Source organism: Actinoplanes sp. NPDC051859, from assembly GCF_044452725.1.
Lineage (GTDB): Bacteria > Actinomycetota > Actinomycetes > Mycobacteriales > Micromonosporaceae > Actinoplanes.
Genome location: NZ_JBITBX010000003.1, coordinates 101,456 through 121,044, shown reverse-complemented (window position 1 = coordinate 121,044; position 19,589 = coordinate 101,456). Strand labels below are relative to the sequence as shown.

Genomic DNA, 19,589 nt, shown 5'->3' with positions numbered 1-19,589 from the left:
ACTCCGACTCGCGGATGGGTAACTCCGCCGCACGGATGAGCGAATCCGGCTCGCGTACGGAAAGGATGCGGTGACCGTCGGCTCGCAGCTGGGCCATCGTCCGGGGTGCCGCTGCGCGGTGGACAGCGACTTCGACGACCACGGCGTCGGTGTGATCGGCCGCTGGAGGCTCGTCCGTCGTGAGAGTGGCGTCGGCGACCGTCCAGCGGACTGCGTCCGGGAGGGTGGCGATTTCGCCGCGGTGGTCGCTGACCAGGACGGCTCCCCCGGTGTTGGTGACCTCGGCGACGAGCTCCGGCACCAGGCTGCGGGCCTGGGCGTCGAGGCCTTCCCAGGGCTCGTCGAGGACGAGCAGGCCGGGCGGGACGAGAAGCGCCTGAACGAGACCGACCTTCTGCGCGGTGCCCTTGGAGAGGGCGGACAGTGGGGTGTGGCGGTGCGCGGTGAGGCCGAGGCGCTCTAGCCAGCGGTTGATCTCGCGAGCGGCGCGGGCGCTCGACAGGCCACGGACCGCCGCCATGCCGGACAGGTATTGGTGGGTGGTGAAGGGCTGGTCCGTGGGGAAGCGTTCGGGGACCCACCCGACGACGGCGGGGCGCTCGTGGACGTCGCCGCGGGTCGGGCGCAGAACGCCTGCGGCGAGCTGCAACAGCGTGGATTTGCCCGCGCCGTTGCGGCCGAGGACGACCACTGTGCTGCCGGGGGCGATGGTGGCATCCACTTCGCGCAGTGCCCATTCGGCGCGGCGGCCATAGCGGAACCAGAGATGCTGGAATTGCACCTCAGCAGGGTGACACAGAAAAGCCCCCGGGGTTTCCCCGAGGGCTTCAGCTGTGGATGACGACCGTCAGGCCTGGGCCTCACGGAGGTTCTTGACCACGTTGGGGTCGACCGGGACGCCGGGGCCCATGGTGGTGCTGACGGTGACCTTCTTGAGGTACTTACCCTTGGCGGCGGACGGCTTGGCCCGCAGGACCTCGTCGAGGACCGCGCCGTAGTTGTCGACCAGCTGCTCGGCCGAGAAGGAGGCCTTGCCGATGATCAGGTGCAGGTTCGAGTGCTTGTCCACCCGGAAGGTGATCTTGCCGCCCTTGATGTCGTTGACGGCCTTGGTCACGTCCATGGTGACCGTGCCCGTCTTCGGGTTCGGCATGAGGCCACGGGGGCCGAGGATCCGGGCGATGCGACCGATCTTGGCCATCTGGTCCGGGGTGGCGATGGCGGCGTCGAAGTCCAGCCAGCCGCCCTGGATGCGGGCCACGAGCTCGTCCGTGCCGACCTCGTCAGCGCCGGCGGCGACGGCCTCTTCGGCCTTCGCACCCTGGGCGAAGACGATGACGCGGGCGGTCTTACCGGTGCCGTGCGGCAGGTTGACCGTGCCGCGGACCATCTGGTCCGCCTTACGCGGGTCCACACCGAGGCGCATGGCGACCTCGACGGTGGCGTCGAACTTGGTGGGGCTGGACTCCTTCGCCAGCTTCACGGCCGACAGCGGCTCGTAGAGCTTGGTGAGGTCGATCTGCTCGGCGGCCTTGCGGTAAGCCTTGCTGCGCTGCATGTTCGCGTACTCCTGTGGTTGATGGCGGGACGCGCCGATGCGCGTCCCTCCCACGAATTACCTGGGTGTTGCCCCAATCAGATCTTGGCGACCTGGTTGAAGTTCAGCTCGACCGGCGTCTCCCGGCCGAAGATGGAGACCAGCACCTTGAGCTTCTGCTGGTCGGCGTTGATCTCGGAGATCGAGGCCGGCAGCGAGGCGAACGCGCCGTCGGTGACGGTGACCGAGTCGCCGACCTCGAAGTCGAGGACCTTGACCTCGGGCTTGACCTTCTTCTCCTCGGCCTCGACGGCCGGGGCCAGCCACTTCAGCACCTCGTCGAGCGACAACGGCGCCGGGCGGTCGACCCGGTCGGTCGCGCCGACGAAGCCCGTCACGCCGGGGGTGTTCCGCACGCAGGAGTAGGACTCGGGCGTGAGGTCCATCCGGACCAGGATGTAACCCGGGAAAACCTTGGCCTGCACCTGGTTGCGCTTGCCGTTCTTGACCTCGACCTCTTCGCGGGTCGGCACCTCGACCTGGAAGATGAAGTCCTCCATGTCAAGGCTCGTGATCCGGGTCTCGAGGTTGGTCTTGACCTTGTTCTCGTAACCGGCGTACGAGTGCACCACGTACCAGTCGCCCGGGGCGTAGCGCAGCTTCTGGCGCAGCTCGGCGACGGGGTCGTAGTCCTCGTCGACCTCGGGCGCCTCAGCCACCTCGGGCGCGTCGGTCTCCGCCTCGTCGGCGGTAGTCGGCTCAGTGCCGGCTGTCGGCTCGGCAGCGGCCTCGACCGACTCAGCATCGCCCGCGGTCGCCACCGAGGACTGCTCGTCGGCGGAAAGGGCGGTCTCGTCGTCGTACTCAGGCACGCTTGCTCACTTCCGTAACTATCAGCTTCAGTTGCCGAACGTCGCCAGGACGGCCTTGCTGAACCCCAGGTCCAGCAGCGCGACGATCGTGGTGACGACGGTCACGAAGACGATCACGACGCTGGTGTAGGTCAACAGTTCCTTGCGGGTCGGCCAGATGACCTTACGCAGCTCGCTGACGACCTCGCGGAAGAAACCGCCGATGCGGTTGCCGCGCCGGCCATCCTTCTTCGACTTCGGCTTGTCGTCGTTCTCGGTGCGCTCACGGACGGCGGTTCCGCCGCCCCGGGTCACCGGCTCGTCGACGTCGTCGCGGGCCTCGTCGTCGGCGACTGCGTCGTCGAACGCCTCATCCTCGGGGCGGTCGCCTGCAGCGTCGTCACCGGGTCGCTTCCTCTCGGCCACTTCGCCCTCTTCCGTCGTCGGTCGGTGGTTGTCGCATCAGCGCGCCCTACGCGGCGCACGGATGTACCGGCGGCCCGCGCCGGGCGGACCGCCGCCGGGCCGTACGGGTTCGGTGCGCAGGGGTGACAGGACTTGAACCTGCAGCCTGCGGTTTTGGAGACCGCTGCTCTGCCAATTGAGCTACACCCCTACGTGAGGGCGGCCACATCCTTCGCTTGCATGCGAAAGACAGGGTCGAATACCCCACGGCGGACCAGTGTACGGGTTAGCGCACTCGATTCCCAACCCGCCCCCTGGTTCACCGGGGCGCCCGGGCGTGGCGGGCGCACCGCCACTCGAGGGACGCCCCGTGAGCAGGGGGTTACCGCTTACGGATCACGGCCCTGGCCATGGCGAGGACCTTCTCGCCGTTGCACGTCGCCGTGAGGTCGATGCGAGTGAGTCCGTCATCGGTGACCTCCTTGACGACACCGTTCACCACGACCTCGGTGCCCTCATCGGTGTCGGGAACCGGGACCGGGCGGGTGAAGCGGACGCCGTACTCGACCACCGCGTCCGCGGCGCCGGCCCAGGTGGCGACTGCGCGACCGGCGAGGGCCATCGTGAACATGCCGTGGGCGATGACGCCGGGCAGGCCCACGCTGGTCGCCACGCGGTCGTTCCAGTGGATCGTGTTGAAGTCGCCGGACGCACCCGCGTACCGGATGAGGTCCGCCCGGGTGACGCGGAAGGTCTGGGTGGGCAGGTCCTCAGCCATGGTTTTCCTCCCCGCGCTGGACGAGCTTGGACCAGACCGTGACGACCGGCTCGCCGGCCTCGGTGGTGACCTCGGTCCGGGTGGTCATGAAGTCGTGTCCGCCCCGGCTGGTGATCTCGTCGACCGAGTTGACGCAGACCAGTGCGTCGCCGGCGACGACCGGGCGGGTGTAGGCGAACTTCTGGTCGCCGTGCACGACCCGGCGGTAGTCGAGGCCCAGGTCGGGGTCGGTGAGGATCTGGCTGCCCGAGGAAGCCATGGTGATCACGACGGGGAAGGTGGGCGGCGCGACCACGTCGGGGTAGCCGGCGGCCCGGGCCACCTCGGGGTCGTGGTGCAGCGGGTCGGTGGCGCCGATGGCGGTGGCGAACTCGCGGATTTTCTCGCGGCCCACCAGATAGGGCTGGGTGGCCGGCCAGCTGCGGCCGACGAAGGAGGGGTCGAGGGGCATGAGGGGAAACTACCCTGCCGGCCGGCACCCGCATAAGAACCTGCACTGACCGCGCAAATTTCGAAGCGGCCTGGAAACAGCAAAACGGCGGCCGCCCCGAAGCCGGGGAGGCCGCCGTCTGGGAAAGCTTTGGGTCAGCGCGTCTCGCGGTGCAGCGTGTGCTTGCCGTCCCGGGGGCAGAACTTCTTCAGCTCGATGCGGTCCGGGTCGTTGCGCCGATTCTTACGGGTGATGTAGTTGCGGTCCTTGCACTCCGTACACGCCAAGGTGATCTTGGGACGGACGTCGGTCGCCTTGGCCACGGCGGGGTGCCTTCCTGCTCACGGATTCACATACGGCATGTAAGCGTAGACGCTAGCCACGCGGACATGCAAAACGCCGGACGTTCGCCCGGGTCGCACGGTGCCCGGGAACGAGTCCCGGACAGTAGCGGTGGCCGGACTTGAACCGGCGACACAGCGATTATGAGCCGCTTGCTCTGCCATCTGAGCTACACCGCCGCGCCCAGACTGAAAATCCGCGCCCAAGGGGCGCGGATCAACGAACCCGGGTGGAGCCCCCTTACGGAATCGAACCGTAGACCTTCTCCTTACCATGGAGACGCTCTGCCGACTGAGCTAAGGGGGCGCGCGCGATCTCTCGCTTGTTGCGCAGACAGAAGCTTACACGGCCCGGGAGCCGAGGTGAAATCGGTACCCCGGCGCGGCGAAACTCCTGTTCAGAGCATGGAGTTTCAACCCACCGCCCGCAACCGGCGCACTTCACCGGTCGGCGTCTCCTCCGGCTCGGTCTGCGCGCTGAGCCACGTGTTGAGCCGTTCCACCGGCAGCGGGCGGCTGAAGAAGTACCCCTGGCCGATCTCGCAGCCCAACTCGGCGAGCAGGTCCAGGGTCAGTTCGCTCTCCACGCCCTCGGCCACCACGGTCAGGCCAAACTCCCGGGACAGCCCGATGACCGCGCGCACAATCGCCAGGTCACCCGAGTCGGTCGCCATCCCCTGCACGAAGCTGTCGTCGATCTTCACCTCGTGCACCGGGAGCTGCCGCAGGTAGGAGAGCGACGAAGCCCCCGTACCGAAATCGTCGACCGAAAGGCGCACGCCCAGATCGCGCAGGCGGTAGAGGGTCGGCAAGGCCCGCTCGATCTCGCCGAGCATGCCCCCCTCGGAGATCTCGAAGGTCACCTGCCCGGGCGGCACCTGGTATTCCTTCAGCAGCTCGTGCACCTGATCGGGAAAACGCGGATCCAGCAACGTACGCGCCGACAGGTTGACCGCTATGGACAGCGGCCGCCCAGAATCCGACCACTCCCGGCAGTGCCGCAGGCCCGCGGTGAGGACCACCTGAGTCAGCCGGTCCAGCTGCCCGGTGTGCTCGGCGACGGCCACGAAATCGTCCGGGGCGACCTCGCCATGCGCGGGGTGCTGCCAACGGGCCAGACACTCGACCCCGATCAGGTGGCGGTCCTTGATGGAGACCTTCGGCTGGAAATGCACCTCAAGCTCGCCCGCATCCAGGGCGCGGCGCAGGTCGGCGGCGAGGCCGAGCCGGCGGGCCGCGCGGGACTCGAGGGCGGGGTGGAACATCTGCACGCCGTACGGAAGGGCCTTGGCGGCGTTGGCGGCCACCTCGGCGCGGCGTAGCAAGGCATCGGGGTCATCGCCATGGTCCGGATGCAGGGACACCCCGGCGGCCGTGTCCACGTCGAGCGTGAGCGAGCCGACGACCATCGAGCCGCGCAACTGCTCCCGCATCTCGGTCGCCAGCCGTACGGTCTCCTCAGTGCTCTCGACCCGCAGCGTGACCACGAACTCGTCGCCACCGATCCGGCCGACCAGCGCACCCGGCCCGGCGATGCCACGCAGCCGCTCGGCAACCTCGGCGAGCAGCTTGTCCCCGGCCGCGTGGCCCATCGACTCGTTGACGTCCCGCAAGCCGTCGACGTCGAAGAGGATGACCGCGACCACCTCGCCCGGGGCCCGCACCTTGACGGCCTCCGCCAGCGCGTCGGTCATCCGCCGCCGGTTCGGCAGCGAGGTGAGCCGATCGTGGTACGCGTCGAAACGCAGCCGTTCCACCAGCCGCGAATTCTCGACCGCGACCGCGACGTGGGCCGCAACCGTCTGAAGGACCTGCACGTCGGCGGGGCGGAAGGTCATCGTGCCGCCGAGCCGGTTGACGACTTCGAGTGAGCCGACGGTGGTCTGTCCCGAGCGCAGCGGCACCACGATGACGTCCTTGAGGCGGCTCGACCGCAGAGCGCCCCGCAGATCGGCGTCATCGTTCAGTTTCTGCCCGACCGCGACGGCATGCTGGCCTCCGATCGCCCGTTCGCGGACGACCGCTGGCGTGGGCGCGATGTCGAGCAGGCCCCTGTCGTCCACTCTGGCGGTCAGCTGCAGCTCCGGATGCCGACCACTTGCCGGCAGCCACATGGTGGCGTACTCGGCTCGCATGAGTGCTCGCACTCGGCCGAGAAGTACGTCGGGAAGCGAGGTGTCGTTGCCATGTTCCTGCATGGCGAGCGTCAGTTCGTGAACATCGGCGAGCGTGCGGTGCTGCCGCAGGAATCCGGCGAGGTATCGGTAGGCGAAAACAAGCGCGACGGCCAGGAAGGCAAGCAGTGCCGTGGCCCAGGGGGTCGCCTCTACGGCGACGAGACAGACACAGGCGACAGCCACGCTGACGGATGCGGTGATGAGTGTGGGCAGTCCGGCCCGGAGTGCTTCCTGACCGGCCTGTGTGCCCTGGATCAGGGTCACCACTGCCGCCAGGGCGAGCAGACCGACGAGGGCGCTGGTCATGGCGGCCGCGAAGAGGATGCCCCAGGTTGTTGGTCCCGCGCCTTCGATCGGTGGCATGACTGCGACCACCAACAACGCGGCAGAGGTCGCCGCGGCCGACTTGGCAATATTGAACGCGACTTTGGTCAGCCCGATTCCGGAGCGCAACTGCCGGAGCAAGGTCGCCGAGGTCGCCGCCAGAATCACCAGCACCGGCGGCAGATAGTAGACGGCGAGGACGAGGGGGATCTCCGTCAGCACCACCGCGATGTTCTGCTTACGAATGGCAACGCTGAAAACGTCGACATTGGCGAGCACGAGACCGGCTGCGGCGATCAGTCCGCCGAGCCAGAATCCGTACCAGTGCGGATCCTCGACCCAGAACCAGGCGATACCGCCAAGGGCGAACAAAGCTAGCGAGCCGGTAACGAACCACGCGTACTGCGCTGGTCGCCTAGGCGCTGCCGGACGCCCTGTCATCGCGCTCCTCATCGATGGGACCAGTCCGGCAAGAAGTGCGGAAGCGGTCAGGTCCAGATGACGTCGATTAAGACAGCGCTGACTTGTGCAACCTGCGATGCCGCGCTTTCAGGCTCAACGGTCACGGCAGCCGCACCGCCGACGAGCGCCGCAAGCGCGAAAACCAAGCCAGCGAAACGGCTCAGCTTCCTTCTAGACATATTCGCTCCTCGTACGGAAGTCGCTCAGGTGAAGTTCCATGATGGTGCCACACCCTGAGTACGTCAGACAGCGTCCGCGGGCGGGTTAGCGCCCTGGATGCCGAAATATTGGCTGAATGACCGAGGCGAGCCCGGAACTCCACCCGACAGTATTGATGGCTTTGGGCCCGAAATATTGGCAGAAGTGAGTCTAATTCACCTAGGTACGTCAGGCTAGCTTGACGTCAAGCAGTCCTGACGTGACACTGCATAAATGACTACTCCGGATGAACTGGAGCAACGGCACACACTGTCCACCGCCACAACGCGCTACGACGAGTTGAGGTTGCGGGAGGCGCTGGTGATGCTCTCCGACGACCCCACGCCGCTGAGCCTCCAGGAAAGCCTGGAACTGCTCGCGCTGAGCGAGGTCGTGATCCGCAAGGCCGGATACGGGCGCCCGGCGATGGTGCGTACCGCCCGCGGCGCGGGAGCGTCCTGGACCCAGATCGGCGCGGCCCTCGGCACCAGCAAACAGGCAGCCTGGGAGGCTCATCAGCGCTGGATTGAGGACCAGGCCCGCCAGCACGAGGCAGCCGACTACCAGGGTCTCGACCCCGAGGAGGCCGACGCGGCCCGCGGACTGGCCGGCAACCCGGACTGAACTACTCCCCCGTCGCCGCGGGTCGGTCGGTCGCGCTGTACTGCGACCACGATCCTGGATACAGCCGGCCCGCGCCCAGCCCCGCATGCTCCAACGCCAACAAGTTGTGGCAGGCGGTCACGCCGGAACCGCAATAGGACACGACGTCGCTGCCCTCCCGCACCCCGACGGCAGCAAACCGTTCCCGCAACTCCGCCACTGGCAGGAAGCGGCCGGCGCCGCCGATGTTTTCCCGAGACGGCAAACTGCGCGCCCCCGGGATGTGCCCGGCCCGAGGATCGACCGGCTCCACCTCGCCGCGGAACCGCGCCCCGTCCCGCGCATCCAACAACACCGCGGCACCGCTGGTCACCTCGGTGAGATCAGCCAGCCGGTCACCCGGCCACGGCCGGGCAGTGAAAACCGCGCGGGTCCGGCTCTCCGATCCGCTCACGAGTTTTCCTCCGTACGCGGAAAGCCCGCCGTCCAGCAGCGCGGCCTCCCGACCGGTGACCCGCAGCAGCCAGACCAGTCGCGCCGCGATCGCGCCGCCCGCGTCGTCGTACCCGATCACGGTGTCGTCGTCGCCGATGCCCGCAGCGGCCATGCCCTCCGCGAACACCTCGGGATCCGGCAGCGGATGCCGGCCCGCGGCCGGCGAGGCGGGCCCGGCCAGCCACCGATCCAGGTCGATGAAGACCGCACCCGGCAGATGGCCCTGCTCGTAGGCGGCCCGGCCGGACCGGCCGTCCAGATACCAGCGGACGTCGGCCAGGACCACCCGGCCTGCACGCTCACGCACCCACTGCGGCTCGACGACCGGATCGATCACGACGGCTCCTAGGTCTGCTGGGAAGGTCGACTCCGGCGCGGCCGGTACCGCAACAGCGCCACTACGACGAGAACAATCGCGAAGGCGCTCAACGCCGCCCGGGCCGGCCCGTTCGGGATCACCTGACCCACCACCATCACCAGCAACGCCACCCCGAACAGCAGGTGATACAAAGCGGCGGTGCGCAGGGACGGAAAGTTGCGCAGCGTGCCCGCCGGGGCTCGGCCGGTCACCAGCATCTTCGCGCCGAAGATCGCCAGCAGCAGACCGATACCGCCGCCCACGACGAGCATCGCCATACCAAGGTCCATGACCCCAGTCTGCGGCGCTGTCCGACGCTTTACCGGTAGTTGGTGAACTGCAGCGCGACCCCGAAGTCCTCCTGCTTGAGCAGCGCGATCACGGCCTGCAGATCGTCCCGCTTCTTGCCAGTCACGCGGAGCTGGTCGCCCTGAATCTGCGCCTGCACACCCTTCGGACCCTCGTCCCGGATCTTCTTGCTGATCGCCTTCGCCTTGTCCGCCTCGATCCCCTCGATCACCCTGCAGTCGATCTTGTGGGTCTTCCCGGACTGCCGCGGCTCACCCGCATCGAGCGACTTCAGGGAAATGTTCCGCTTGACAAGCTTCTCCTTGTAGACCTCGAGCGCGGCAACGGCCCGCTCCTCGGTCTCGGAGGTGATGGTGACCCCGTTCTCCCCCGACTTGACGATCGTGGTGCCGGTCCCGCGGAAGTCAAACCGGGTCCCCAGCTCCTTCTCCGCCTGATGGAAGGCGTTGTCCACCTCCTGGCCGTCGACCTTGCTCACGATGTCAAACGACGGACTGGCTGCCATGATCAGACTCCTGCTGCTGGGCCACATATCGATGTCGACGAGGACCCCGCAGGATCCTCGACATGCCGACCGTACCCGGTTGCAGAACCGCCCGCCGGTACGGCTATCCTGTTCTCCGCTGCCCCGAAACATGGCGGTAGCGATGCCCAGGCGGGTTGCCCGAGCGGCCAATGGGAGCGGACTGTAAATCCGTCGCGAAAGCTACAGAGGTTCGAATCCTCTACCCGCCACATGGTGCACAAAGAGGCCCCTGACCAGCAGAGATGCCGGTCGGGGGCCTCTTTCGTGTGTCTCACTCAGTCTCGCTCGATCCGGCTGATTCTCGGGCCCCGGGTCCTATTTGGGTCTCGTGAGGGGGCCTCGTTCGGGCAGTTCAGGCGGTCCGTTCTGCCCCTCATCGCTGGGTGAGTCAAGCACTCTTGCTGCGCTACGGCCTCGACTGGCGCGAGAAGCACATTGCCGCCAACCGCGGCGTCTCCCAACCCCGCATCTCGACCCTGCTGGCCGAGGGGTCGGCTGCATCGACAACACCCTGAACGGCGTACGCGTATAACGAGCTCTGCGCTACCTCGGTCACAGTGAACGCGCCCCGGTCCTGGCATCGTCGCCAGCCGGGGCGCTTTCGTCGTTCGCACGTTCGGGCACGAAGAGGCTCCGCCCAGCGTCATCCGGGCGGAGCCTGCGAACCTGTTCGCTCAGCCGAGCAGGCCCTCATTCTTGACGCCTTCCACAAACGCGGCCTTTTCAGCTGCGGTGAACACGAGTGGAGCGCTGAGCGGGTTCTTCGAGTCCCGAACAGCGAAGCCGCCGCCAGGCAGGTCGGCGACCTCCACGCAGTTGCCGCCGCCTCCGCCCGAGCGGGCACCCTTGCGCCACGCCAGAGCGGCAAAGTCGATGTGGCCGAAGCCCTTGTCGTCCATTACTTCATCTCCTCGGCTGCTGCCTCAATCATCTCCGCCGACTCCTGGCGCGTTGCGGCGTGCGCGAGTACGTCTTCCCACGCATCCCGGTACAGCCCAACCTCTTCCCGGTCATCGACGTATAGCGACCGAGTAAGGGCCTCCGCGCACACTACTTCCCCTGCGGCGCTGTCTGCGAAGCGCAATACCTGGAGTCCGCCAACCTCAGACATGATCGCACCTGCGGAGAAGGGAAGGACCTGCACCTGCACGTTCGGCTGCCCGGTGGCTTCGGCGAGTTGCCTTAACTGGGCGTACATGACCTCGCGACTGCCGATCACTCTGTGCAGCGCGGCCTCGCCGATCACGGCCTGTAGGAGCGGGGCGTCTTCCCGCTGCAAGATCGCCTGGCGTTCCATTCGCGCCTTGACGGTCCGCTCGATACCAGCTGCGTCGCGGCCTCGCTGGTACGCCACGACGAGCGCCCTCGCATATTCAGCAGTCTGCAGCAGGCCCGGGACGAGGCTCGGCTCCCACGCGTGCAGGCTGACAGCCTCCGCCTCCAGCCCCAGAACGTGCTGGAACTTGGGATGCAAGACGTCTCGGTAGTCGGTCCACCACTTCCGCCTTCGGCCGGCTTCGGCAAGTTGGCGGATGCTAGCCACCATCAGGCGATCTTCTACGCCGTAGAAGTCCAGCAGCTTGTCCACGATCCGGGGGTTCACCGCCACAGTGCCGCGCTCGACGCGGCTGACTGTCGTTTTGTGGACCTCGATGGCTTTTGCAACCTCTTCGAGGGTCCACTGCGGGCTGCGTTCATCGCCTGCGCCGACGCGTAGCTGATGCAACGCCGAGCCGAGACTCCTGGCGCTTGCAGTTCCCATCGTCACCTCTCGTATAACCCCTGGCGCAAGTTGCAAGGTACCCGATCGCATTGTATGTCCGGGTGCATCAAATCAACCGGGTGCACGGAAACGCTTGTTGCGTACGCTTGTAGCGTGGCGTAGCTTGTTGCACACAAGAGAGTGATGTTCATCCATGGCCGCTTCGGCGGTTCGTACACGTTCGTCAGGTTTCCGATCTTGGAGGTCCGATGCACATCCCGCGTACAGGTGCCTGGTGGGAACGGCTTGCATACTGGCGTTTGCGCGGCTTGCGGCGTGCATTGGCCCTGCGACGAAGCGAAGAACGCGCGTATCCGGGAATCTGCTGCCGTGCATGACCGGACGGGGGCATGGCCGAACTACAGCGTTGCCGCTCAGATTGGGCACGCGGGCTACCTCACTCGGCTGGGTGAGCAGCGCGTCAACGGCGGTCGGAAGTGACCGCCGTGCAGGAACTGACGCACACCCCGCTTCAGCCGAGCCTCGACTGCTCCGTGTGTGATCAGCCCTGGCCCTGCGCGCCGGCCAAAGTTGAGCTGCTTGAGGAGTTCAAGGGGAACCTGACGAGCCTGATGGTCTACCTGGGCACCTACCTGGACAGAGCCATGCGCGAGGCCGTCAGTGATCACCACTGGGGTCGGGTCGACAACCTGTTCGACCGTTTCGTCGGCTGGGCGCGGAGCAACCCTTCAGGGGAAGGTGCGCGATGTTGAGTAGCGCCGAGTCCACTTATGTAGGGATGCACCGCGAAGAAGACGCTCGGGCGGTGCTTGCCCGCCGAGTGCCAGGCGAATCTCTGCACCCCATGCTCAAACTGCGGGCGATCGGAGTGGCACGCGTCTTGCCCTCCGGCGTGATCCCGAACGATCCCTTGAACGTTGACGAACTGAAGCGGCTCGCCGCTGGCATACGAAGAATCGGCGAAGTCGATCAACGGCGAGCCGAGCGCAACTGCGGGATTTCACCGACGCGTCGGGCGCCGGCGATCCATAGATTCGAGGAGGATTCGTGACCCTGACGACCACCGCGCCGGCGCATACCGGCGACCCCAAGTTCCTCGTCGACCCGAAGACCTTCGACAAGTTGGCCGAGCACTTCGCCGCTGTGCAGGAGGTCACCCGGACCTACGCTGAGCGGGCCATCGGGCAGATGCTGCTCATGCTCCGCGCGCACGCCGACTCCAAGCACGACCCGGACTTCGGCCGGCTCCTACCTGATGGCCGGTCGTACCGGGTGGTGCCGACCAAGCCAGTCGACGTCGCCTGGCACGTCTCCCTTCAGCACACTGAGCCGTACCTCGCCGCCTGCCAGCAGATCGCGGGTGAGTTCGTGCACCACGTTCCGATCCTGACTGAGGGTATGGCGGACGGTACGTCCATCGAGTACACCCGGCGGGCGCTCGCGGCTACCGGCTACGACGTCGACCTCGAGTTCTGGAGCGGCGAGGCGGAGAGCTGCTGTCCGCCAAACCCGGGCAACTGAAGGGCTGTATGACTGATGCGCATCAACTGGACTGATCTGCCCGAAGCCGTCACGGAGGAGATCGCCGAAAGGGTCGGCGTCTTTCACGTCGTCGCCGCGAAGAGCGGCAACCATGCGGAGATCGCGGCGATGGTGGACGGGGCGGAGGCGACGGTGTTCGTCAAGGCCGCCAAGTCAGAGCTTGAGGTCCGGTTGCTGCAGTACGAACTGCTGGTTGGCAAGGCCATCACGTGGTCGTTCGCGCCAGCGGTGGAGTGGACTTTCGAGGCGGCGGGGTGGCTGGTCGTGGGTTTCGAGCACTGCCCTGGCCCTCACGCCGACCTGTCGCCCGGCAGCCCCCATCTCGACCTGCTCGCGGAAACTCTGGATGCGCTCGGCGAGACACCCGCGCCACCCGGTCCGCCGTGGTTCAGCCCGGCCGGGAGGCTGGGATTCGCGCATCCAGCGATGGCCGGCAACACACTCATCCACACCGACCTCAATCCCGCCAACCTGATCATCACACCGAACGGGCTGCGGCTCATTGACTGGGCCTTCGCCACCAAGGGGGCGCCCTGGGTGGAACTAGCCATGCTCGCGCAATGGCTCATCGGGAGCGGACACACCGCTGAGCAGGCTGAACGCTGGCTCAGCGGTTCTCCGACTTGGCGCACCGCAAGCCCTGCGGTCCTGGACCACTTCGCAGCCGCGAATGCCGCCAAGTGGTCCCACAAGGCAGGCAACAACGCCGCTTCATGGGTGCAAGACCTTGCGGAATGGAATCGTAAGTGGGCGGCATTCCGTCAGAGGTAGCGTTCAGCCCCGGTTCCGGCCGAAACCGGGCAGCCCCTCGGAGATTCCTCGCGTTAACTGTTCTCGAACTAGCCTCTCGGAGGGATTCGGCTAGCGAGACAAACTCTCATCACAAGATTTCCGGTGTTCAACGCTTGGGATTCCCTAGTTCCTCAGGCGGCTAACCTACGATGGATACCGCACGCAAGTACGAATCCATCCCTTGCCTAGTGTGCGAATAGCGACACTGGATCCGATCTTTCGGGTGGTGTTTCATCGTCCCGTCCTTCACCCATCCATAGCCGCCGCTGAAAGGAGGTAAAGTCTGCGCTTATACATAGGTGATGATCGATAGAAAGTTGGGATGTGCAACCCTTACGAGAGAGATGGAAATGATCAGAAAAATCCTGGCTCTCGTCGGCCTGTTGACCCTCAGTCTGGGGATCACAACGACCGCCTCGCCCAGCGCTGCCGCAGCGAGCTCGCCCAGCAACTACGGGACCTCTAACGCGATCTTCGACCCGCAGCCCGGCCCCCCGTATGTGTATTCGGGCTACAAATTCAACTCAGAGAGTGCCTGCATAGCCACGGGCAGGGCATTCCTCAACGGCGGCACGATCTACGACTACACGTGCAGATATGTCGCTGGTTCGTGGCGGCTCTACGTCATTCCAGGTCTGCCTGACTGCGACTTCACGGGTGTAACCTCACCGCCGATTCGCCTCGCGACGCGCTGCTGAGCGCAGGTACAATGCTCGGAAGTCCCGCATGGAGCCACCCGTAATCCCTGCTCATCAGGCGCTTCTAGAGCAGCGGGACTTCCGAGCATCTGCATAGGTGATTGGTGTGACAGATGGCCTTCCTTCCGCTCGCGGCACAAGACGTCTTACGCTTGGCAGCGTTAGACGAAACGTCCTACGAGATCGACCATCTCAGCGTTCACCGGGATATAGCCCTAGCAAGGGTAATCAAACTAGACACTGCCGTGACCGACGACGATCACGAACTCCTCGTTCCCGCCCGATGCGATGAAGGAATTTGGCGTCGAGTTGACACCATTGGCGACCGCGACACGATCGACTGCCAATTCGGCGGGGGCCGGACACCGTGGATGCCAGGCCGCGAACTAACATTTCGAATTCCGGGTATCGTCACCCTAAAAACCGTCATCTCCCCTCGCGGAAACTGGTCCTTCGTGTACTCCGACCCCCAAGGCAGGCGCGTAGCGGGAACATCCGTTATAGACGGCGATTGGTACCCCCCTCAAGGTGACTAGTCGGTCGGGGCGACAGCCGATCATAAGGCGATGGCCGCGCACATACCGTGTGACCGGAGAGGGAATCGAACAATGACCATGAGCCCGCCGACCGAGGCGATCAACCAGGTGGTTCGCGCCTGGCGGGACATCCACACGGAGACCATCGATTCACTCGAGGACGCCGAAGCGCTCATTTACGACGTCCTCACCCGAGTCTTCTCGTACGGCGGGCATGGTTTCACCTCATGGTGGGGGCCTCGATCCTGTGACGGCCCGGAAGGCAGCCACCTGCGGGTAGACCTAGACGTCGAGTCCGGCCGGGCCGCGGCGCACTGGCTGCCCACGAAAGAGATAGCTGTCGAGCAAGGCGTCACCGCGCACCACAGCCCGCTGACCGTCACTGAGAGCACCGACGACCCGCCCATCCAGATCTCAGCCGGCCGCGCGCTCGTCACCCCCGGCGCCGCCATTCGGGCAATTCGAGAGTACGTCAAGACGGGCCAGCGGCCGACGAACCTTTCGTGGACCTCCGCCTGAGACTGCCCGAAGGCTCAGCGGCGCGCTCACCTACGGTCTTGAGATCAGCAGTGGCGAAGTGGAACACCTTCATAAGCAGAAGCAGCGTTCCGCCGAAGGAAGCCCCACCTGTCAATACAGCAGCCGGGAGGCTGATGCCGCTTGCGCTCGATAGAACACCGGCCAGCACACCAGCACCGAGGCTGACGAAGATCATGATCGCGAGCCAGAGCGCGCGAGTGGAAGCGGTCACGGTGGTCGATCCTCTCTCTCGCTGATCGAGTGAGAGCGCATGCGCGGCTCAGCTCGACCAGTACGTAACTGGCGAAGCTGAGATCCCGCGCCGACTACCGGAACTTAAGGACGACCGTCGCTAGTTTGCAACGCCCGCTACTACATTTCCAGCTTGAGTAGGTGGATGTTCGCGCGATTCGTTGAGTCATACGCAGTCGGCCGGACGGTCCGGGTTGTGGGCAAAGCGGCGCAGCTTGCAGGCGGACACCTCGGCCTGCACTCCGTGCCCGCAGTCGGGGCACGCAATGCCACTCGGGATTTGACGCGGTGCACTGCGGTCCAAGTAACCGCATCAGACACAGGCGACGGCCCCTCACGATGAGAGACCGCCGCCATGTAGTGCGAAGGCAAGAGTTAGGCCCGATCCGCCTGCGTTTAGTGATCGTCGACGACCGTTGGCCTCGATCACGTAAACGCCGTCAGCGACCGGCAGCCCTTAGCTCGAGAAGTGCCACTTTTGGTCAGGTCCGTTTCCGCAGGTCCACTGGATGATCGCCGCACCTGCGTTGAGGTCTCCGCCATTAGCTACGGCGAGACACTTTCCGGTGGCGTTGTTGATGATCTTGTACCAGAAGTCGCCGTTGTGATATGCGAATTCGGTTCTCCAGCTTTGGTACCGGTTGTTCGGCTGGTGCCACCATTGGACGACGCGAGCGCCATTTGCGTGGCTGTTGCCCTGAATACTCAGTGCGAACTGATGGGCCGTTCCGCCATTGCGGATCGCCTTGCCAGTATCGTTGGGACCCATGATCCATTGCTGGTCCTGCGGCACCGGGACTGTTCTCGGATAATGCCATTGAATCGCTGGAGCTCCAGCGGGCTCGCCGACGCCGCCCTTGATGGCCAGAACCATTCCGGTCTCAAGATTCGTGATCACACTCCAGCCGGCGGCCACCCCTGGCACGTTAGCGTGAGCGGCCGTGGGGCTGAGCCCGACAATGATAAAGATGCCAACCGAAACGGCTGCCAGCCATCGCCGCAAAGCAGTGAACTTCATTTCTCCCCGTTCAACTCTCGTCATTCTTGCAAGGCGAGAGGATAGCATCAACTGTTCGCACTGGGGCAACCTGGAATCACGATTGCCGCGGATTGCCTCAACTGGATCCATCGCCTCCATTAAGGACCTAAAAGGCAATTCGGTCATCGCGATGTACGGCATGCTTTGTACGGTCGGCACTCACTTCAAGTCGATCGACGGAGATGGGTCTGCTGCACGGTTAGGTGACATCCGATCTGGCTAGCCTTGGTTGATAGAAGCCGCCATTGCAATTGAAAGACTGACCCGTGCTGGGCGAATCGGTATCAGGCTGCGGTTGCTGCCAGCAGGCGCGGCCCGTCCGCCCCTACTACTGCATCGGCGGTTGCCGCCGGGTCTGCCTCCCGTGACGGCAGGTGCCTGCGTGCAGTGCTGACGCTGACGCCGGCCTTGACCGCGATTTGTTCCACGGATGCGCCTGCGGGAAGTGCCTTCCACGCTGCTTCGACCTTTGCCGCGCTGGTCAGCGAGCGGGGCCGGACTCGCTGGGCTGACGTCACGGTTCTCGCGCGGCGAGGTCGCTCGCTTGGCGCAGCGTTATTCGCCTGGCGATCGACGGTCGGTTCAGGCGCGGCAAAGCTCGAGTGCGGCTGTGGGGGCAGGACCGGATCTCGCCCTGCCGAGGAGGACTCCGCCGTTGTTTGGGGCTCGCCGACTGACAGCGCCTCTGTAGCGCCGGTTGCCACCCTGATCTCTTGCAAAGTGGTCGCCGCCGCTGGTGTGACGATCGGCATGAGCGAGAGGCACATCTTCGTGATCCCGAGGAACGCCAGCGACGGCACCGCCGAGACAATCCACCCACTGACGCCCGGCTTCGCCACGGCCAGTTGCGCCGACAGGCTGAACGCGACAGCGGCGACGAGGAAGACGACCGGCCATCGGATCGACAGGCCGAGTCGTCGGCGCCGCCGGATGACCAATGCGCAGGCGATGGGGACCAGCTCCGAGGCGGCAGCGTTCGTGATCGCTACCGACGATGACGTGCCTGCGGGCGAGTTGCGCATCGTCCAGTCGATGACGTGACCGACCGCGGTCCATCCGGCAAGAACTCCCACCCCGATCATGATCAGGATCAGAACGGCTCGTTCCGCGGCCTCAGAGAGCGGTAGACACCGTTTCATCGCTGGCCTCCTCGTGTTGCCTGCCGTCCGGGTGCCGTAGGCGTAGCCGTCCACTCCGGGGGGCAGCGGGCGGCTCGTGTCGTCGGGGGCGTCGCGCTGGTACGCCATGCCGATATCGGTCCGCGCCAGGAAGGCTAGGAGCGCGTCGGCTTGCTCAAGCGCCGTCACGGCATCCATGACGAATCGACGCGCCCGCTCTGTGGGCGGTAGTTGAGTGAGTGTCATGACGTCCTCCGGGCAAGAAGAAGCCCTGGACGGCGGTTGCCTTCCAGGGCGGCTGGATGTGAAGGTCTAAATCAGGTCGGGCATTGTCCAGGGACGTGGGCGGGGCTCACAGGGCATCGATATCCCCCATCCCCGAGCTGTCCCCGAGACGCCGATCGAGGTCAAGTTTTGGCTGGTCAGAGCCGTGGCCCGAATGGTCTGTAAATCCGTCGCGAAAGCTACAGAGGTTCGAATCCTCTACCCGCCACAGGCAAGCAGGACGGCTCCGGAAGCTGCGGAAACGCGCTCCGGGGCCGTTCTCGTTGGTTCAGCTTGATCCCGTCGAATCCGGCTCGTCGGAGCCGCGCGTCACTCCCCCGATACCCCTTGCCTTTCCCCGCGGTCGACCCACACAGCATGGAGCGGTGCGCCGGCGATGCCGGCCGGACCGCCAGCAGGCCGAGCGCGACCGTTCAGCGCCGCGCTTTGCGCGGCGCTTTAGATGCAGAAGGATCAGTTCGGGTCTGCCACGCGGCACATCGGCGGTAACCGGTCCGCGGCGGATGAGGCGGCCGCAGGTCACAGCGTGGGAGCGGCCGGCTTGGAAACCGGCAATGCGTTTCACGCCTCCATGGGTTCGACTCCGACGCCCTTCCGCTCGTGATCACGGCGAAGGCCGCGCTGAGCTGCCCGAATGCAGGTCGGCAGGGCGTGTGCAGCTATCCGCGAGAAATCAGGCCCGCGAGCGGCGCAAGTCTCTGATCGTCTGTCGTAGGAAGAGATAGACCGCCCCGATGCACACGAACGCAACCACCGCGAAAAGCACCGTGACGGCGGTGACCCAGCCTCGGGACGGCACCTCCGGCCGGGAGTAGCTGACGGCGCCGCGGGTGCCCTGGTTCTGCCCGACCTCGATCTTGTCACCGGGCTTCTCGCCCTTGAAGTAGCCTGGATCGTCGATCACGACCCGAGGGCCGGCAGCGTCGTTCCAGGTGATGTCCACCGTGCAGGCGTGGTAGTAGCCGAAGCCCTCCCAGGTGATCGGGCCACGCCGCTCGCACTGCTCGACGATCGCCGTGCCTCGGCGGCTGGCGTCGCCGTAGTCCGGGCCGGTGAACCGGCCGGCGGTCATAGCCAGCATTCCGAAGACGGCCGCCAGCACCAGCAAGATCAGCACGCCGAGGGCGCTTCCCCAGGCGGTGCCGCGTCGCTCGTCAACCGCCGGTGCCGGCTGGCTTTTCGCCGCACCCGTACGTGCGACGTTAGCCTCGGCCTCGGCCAGCAACTCGTCCATCCGGCGCCGACGTTCGGCCCTACGCTGATCGTCGTCCCTCATTGGTCAAACCCTCGC

At 65.7% G+C, this 19,589-nt stretch carries 25 protein-coding genes and 5 tRNA genes; 10 read left to right on the top strand and 20 right to left on the bottom strand.

Annotated features, from left to right (window positions below):
* The 12 genes from ACIA1L_RS08460 to ACIA1L_RS08405 form a co-directional block, all read right to left on the bottom strand.
* On the bottom strand, positions 1–781 hold a 781-nt coding region (locus tag ACIA1L_RS08460), incomplete at its 3' end, for an ATP-binding cassette domain-containing protein (protein WP_396071929.1).
* 66 nt (positions 782–847) lie between these two features.
* Positions 848–1,558, bottom strand: a complete 711-nt coding sequence (gene rplA / locus ACIA1L_RS08455; protein WP_396071928.1) for a 50S ribosomal protein L1 — start codon at positions 1,556–1,558, stop codon at positions 848–850.
* 77 nt (positions 1,559–1,635) lie between these two features.
* Complete coding sequence (gene nusG / locus ACIA1L_RS08450; RefSeq protein WP_396071927.1) at positions 1,636–2,409, bottom strand: transcription termination/antitermination protein NusG; 774 nt, start codon at positions 2,407–2,409, stop codon at positions 1,636–1,638.
* A 27-nt stretch (positions 2,410–2,436) separates the two neighbouring features.
* A complete protein-coding gene (secE, locus tag ACIA1L_RS08445; RefSeq protein WP_396071926.1) occupies positions 2,437–2,814 on the bottom strand; it encodes a preprotein translocase subunit SecE in 378 nt (125 codons plus the stop codon).
* 117 nt (positions 2,815–2,931) lie between these two features.
* Positions 2,932–3,004 (bottom strand) — tRNA-Trp (locus ACIA1L_RS08440).
* Between the two features lie 171 nt (positions 3,005–3,175).
* Positions 3,176–3,571 (bottom strand): MaoC/PaaZ C-terminal domain-containing protein, encoded by a 396-nt coding sequence (locus tag ACIA1L_RS08435; RefSeq protein WP_396071925.1) that lies wholly within the window; start codon positions 3,569–3,571, stop codon positions 3,176–3,178.
* Entirely contained in the window at positions 3,564–4,022 is a 459-nt protein-coding gene (locus ACIA1L_RS08430; protein ID WP_396071924.1) for a MaoC family dehydratase N-terminal domain-containing protein, read from the bottom strand. The genes ACIA1L_RS08435 and ACIA1L_RS08430 overlap by 8 nt, the downstream gene beginning before the upstream one ends.
* A gap of 134 nt (positions 4,023–4,156) precedes the next feature.
* Positions 4,157–4,324, bottom strand: coding sequence for a 50S ribosomal protein L33 (gene rpmG / locus ACIA1L_RS08425; RefSeq protein WP_071803282.1), 168 nt, complete (start codon positions 4,322–4,324; stop codon positions 4,157–4,159).
* A 125-nt stretch (positions 4,325–4,449) separates the two neighbouring features.
* A tRNA-Met gene (locus tag ACIA1L_RS08420) sits at positions 4,450–4,522 on the bottom strand.
* 51 nt (positions 4,523–4,573) lie between these two features.
* Positions 4,574–4,649, bottom strand: a tRNA-Thr gene (locus tag ACIA1L_RS08415).
* Positions 4,650–4,755: 106 nt separating this feature from the next.
* Positions 4,756–7,284 (bottom strand): putative bifunctional diguanylate cyclase/phosphodiesterase, encoded by a 2,529-nt coding sequence (locus ACIA1L_RS08410; RefSeq protein ID WP_396071923.1) that lies wholly within the window; start codon positions 7,282–7,284, stop codon positions 4,756–4,758.
* A 47-nt stretch (positions 7,285–7,331) separates the two neighbouring features.
* Positions 7,332–7,484, bottom strand: a complete 153-nt coding sequence (locus ACIA1L_RS08405) for a hypothetical protein (RefSeq protein WP_396071922.1) — start codon at positions 7,482–7,484, stop codon at positions 7,332–7,334.
* A 253-nt stretch (positions 7,485–7,737) separates the two neighbouring features.
* Here ACIA1L_RS08405 and ACIA1L_RS08400 point away from each other — a divergent pair, with 253 nt between their 5' ends.
* Entirely contained in the window at positions 7,738–8,127 is a 390-nt protein-coding gene (locus ACIA1L_RS08400) for a hypothetical protein (protein WP_396071921.1), read from the top strand.
* Between the two features lies 1 nt (position 8,128).
* Here ACIA1L_RS08400 and ACIA1L_RS08395 read toward each other — a convergent pair whose 3' ends face one another.
* The 3 genes from ACIA1L_RS08395 to ACIA1L_RS08385 are packed head-to-tail and all read right to left on the bottom strand — an operon-like array spanning position 8,129 to position 9,773.
* The gene (locus ACIA1L_RS08395; RefSeq protein WP_396071920.1) at positions 8,129–8,938 is read right to left on the bottom strand and encodes a sulfurtransferase; all 810 of its coding nucleotides are present in this window, start codon (positions 8,936–8,938) and stop codon (positions 8,129–8,131) included.
* 8 nt (positions 8,939–8,946) lie between these two features.
* Positions 8,947–9,249, bottom strand: coding sequence for a hypothetical protein (locus tag ACIA1L_RS08390; protein WP_396071919.1), 303 nt, complete (start codon positions 9,247–9,249; stop codon positions 8,947–8,949).
* Positions 9,250–9,278: 29 nt separating this feature from the next.
* Complete coding sequence (locus tag ACIA1L_RS08385) at positions 9,279–9,773, bottom strand: YajQ family cyclic di-GMP-binding protein (protein ID WP_396071918.1); 495 nt, start codon at positions 9,771–9,773, stop codon at positions 9,279–9,281.
* A gap of 149 nt (positions 9,774–9,922) precedes the next feature.
* Between ACIA1L_RS08385 and ACIA1L_RS08380 the strand changes: the two genes are divergently transcribed.
* A tRNA-Tyr gene (locus ACIA1L_RS08380) sits at positions 9,923–10,003 on the top strand.
* A 174-nt stretch (positions 10,004–10,177) separates the two neighbouring features.
* On the top strand, positions 10,178–10,309 hold the full coding sequence (locus ACIA1L_RS08375; protein ID WP_396071916.1) for a hypothetical protein: 132 nt from the start codon (positions 10,178–10,180) through the stop codon (positions 10,307–10,309).
* Between the two features lie 159 nt (positions 10,310–10,468).
* Here the strand turns inward: ACIA1L_RS08375 and ACIA1L_RS08370 are convergent, their stop codons facing one another.
* Both ACIA1L_RS08370 and ACIA1L_RS08365 read right to left on the bottom strand, forming a co-directional pair.
* Entirely contained in the window at positions 10,469–10,693 is a 225-nt protein-coding gene (locus tag ACIA1L_RS08370) for a DUF397 domain-containing protein (RefSeq protein ID WP_396071914.1), read from the bottom strand.
* Positions 10,693–11,556 carry a helix-turn-helix transcriptional regulator gene (locus ACIA1L_RS08365; RefSeq protein WP_396072446.1) on the bottom strand — a complete coding sequence of 288 codons (864 nt, stop codon included), beginning with the start codon at positions 11,554–11,556 and terminating at the stop codon, positions 10,693–10,695. The genes ACIA1L_RS08370 and ACIA1L_RS08365 overlap by 1 nt, the downstream gene beginning before the upstream one ends.
* Positions 11,557–11,993: 437 nt before the next feature.
* On the opposite strand from ACIA1L_RS08365, the gene ACIA1L_RS08360 reads away from it, so the two are divergent.
* The 6 genes from ACIA1L_RS08360 to ACIA1L_RS08335 all read left to right on the top strand — a co-directional run bounded on the left by ACIA1L_RS08360 (position 11,994) and on the right by ACIA1L_RS08335 (position 15,604).
* Positions 11,994–12,269 (top strand): hypothetical protein, encoded by a 276-nt coding sequence (locus ACIA1L_RS08360; RefSeq protein ID WP_396071913.1) that lies wholly within the window; start codon positions 11,994–11,996, stop codon positions 12,267–12,269.
* Positions 12,263–12,568, top strand: a complete 306-nt coding sequence (locus ACIA1L_RS08355) for a hypothetical protein (RefSeq protein WP_396071912.1) — start codon at positions 12,263–12,265, stop codon at positions 12,566–12,568. The genes ACIA1L_RS08360 and ACIA1L_RS08355 overlap by 7 nt, the downstream gene beginning before the upstream one ends.
* Positions 12,565–13,038, top strand: coding sequence for a hypothetical protein (locus tag ACIA1L_RS08350; protein WP_396071911.1), 474 nt, complete (start codon positions 12,565–12,567; stop codon positions 13,036–13,038). The genes ACIA1L_RS08355 and ACIA1L_RS08350 overlap by 4 nt, the downstream gene beginning before the upstream one ends.
* Before the next feature lie 15 nt (positions 13,039–13,053).
* The gene (locus ACIA1L_RS08345; RefSeq protein ID WP_396071910.1) at positions 13,054–13,830 is read left to right on the top strand and encodes a phosphotransferase; all 777 of its coding nucleotides are present in this window, start codon (positions 13,054–13,056) and stop codon (positions 13,828–13,830) included.
* Positions 13,831–14,153: 323 nt separating this feature from the next.
* Complete coding sequence (locus ACIA1L_RS08340; protein ID WP_396071909.1) at positions 14,154–14,549, top strand: hypothetical protein; 396 nt, start codon at positions 14,154–14,156, stop codon at positions 14,547–14,549.
* Positions 14,550–15,157: 608 nt separating this feature from the next.
* Positions 15,158–15,604, top strand: a complete 447-nt coding sequence (locus ACIA1L_RS08335; RefSeq protein ID WP_396071907.1) for an Imm1 family immunity protein — start codon at positions 15,158–15,160, stop codon at positions 15,602–15,604.
* A 709-nt stretch (positions 15,605–16,313) separates the two neighbouring features.
* Here ACIA1L_RS08335 and ACIA1L_RS08330 read toward each other — a convergent pair.
* Both ACIA1L_RS08330 and ACIA1L_RS08325 read right to left on the bottom strand, forming a co-directional pair.
* Positions 16,314–17,036, bottom strand: a complete 723-nt coding sequence (locus ACIA1L_RS08330) for an RICIN domain-containing protein (RefSeq protein ID WP_396071906.1) — start codon at positions 17,034–17,036, stop codon at positions 16,314–16,316.
* A gap of 143 nt (positions 17,037–17,179) precedes the next feature.
* Positions 17,180–18,211, bottom strand: coding sequence for a hypothetical protein (locus tag ACIA1L_RS08325; RefSeq protein ID WP_396071905.1), 1,032 nt, complete (start codon positions 18,209–18,211; stop codon positions 17,180–17,182).
* A 218-nt stretch (positions 18,212–18,429) separates the two neighbouring features.
* Between ACIA1L_RS08325 and ACIA1L_RS08320 the strand changes: the two genes are divergently transcribed.
* Positions 18,430–18,506: transfer RNA gene (locus tag ACIA1L_RS08320), tRNA-Tyr, on the top strand.
* A gap of 465 nt (positions 18,507–18,971) precedes the next feature.
* Here the strand turns inward: ACIA1L_RS08320 and ACIA1L_RS08315 are convergent.
* On the bottom strand, positions 18,972–19,574 hold the full coding sequence (locus ACIA1L_RS08315) for a DUF6346 domain-containing protein (protein WP_396071903.1): 603 nt from the start codon (positions 19,572–19,574) through the stop codon (positions 18,972–18,974).
* Positions 19,575–19,589: the final 15 nt, after the last annotated feature.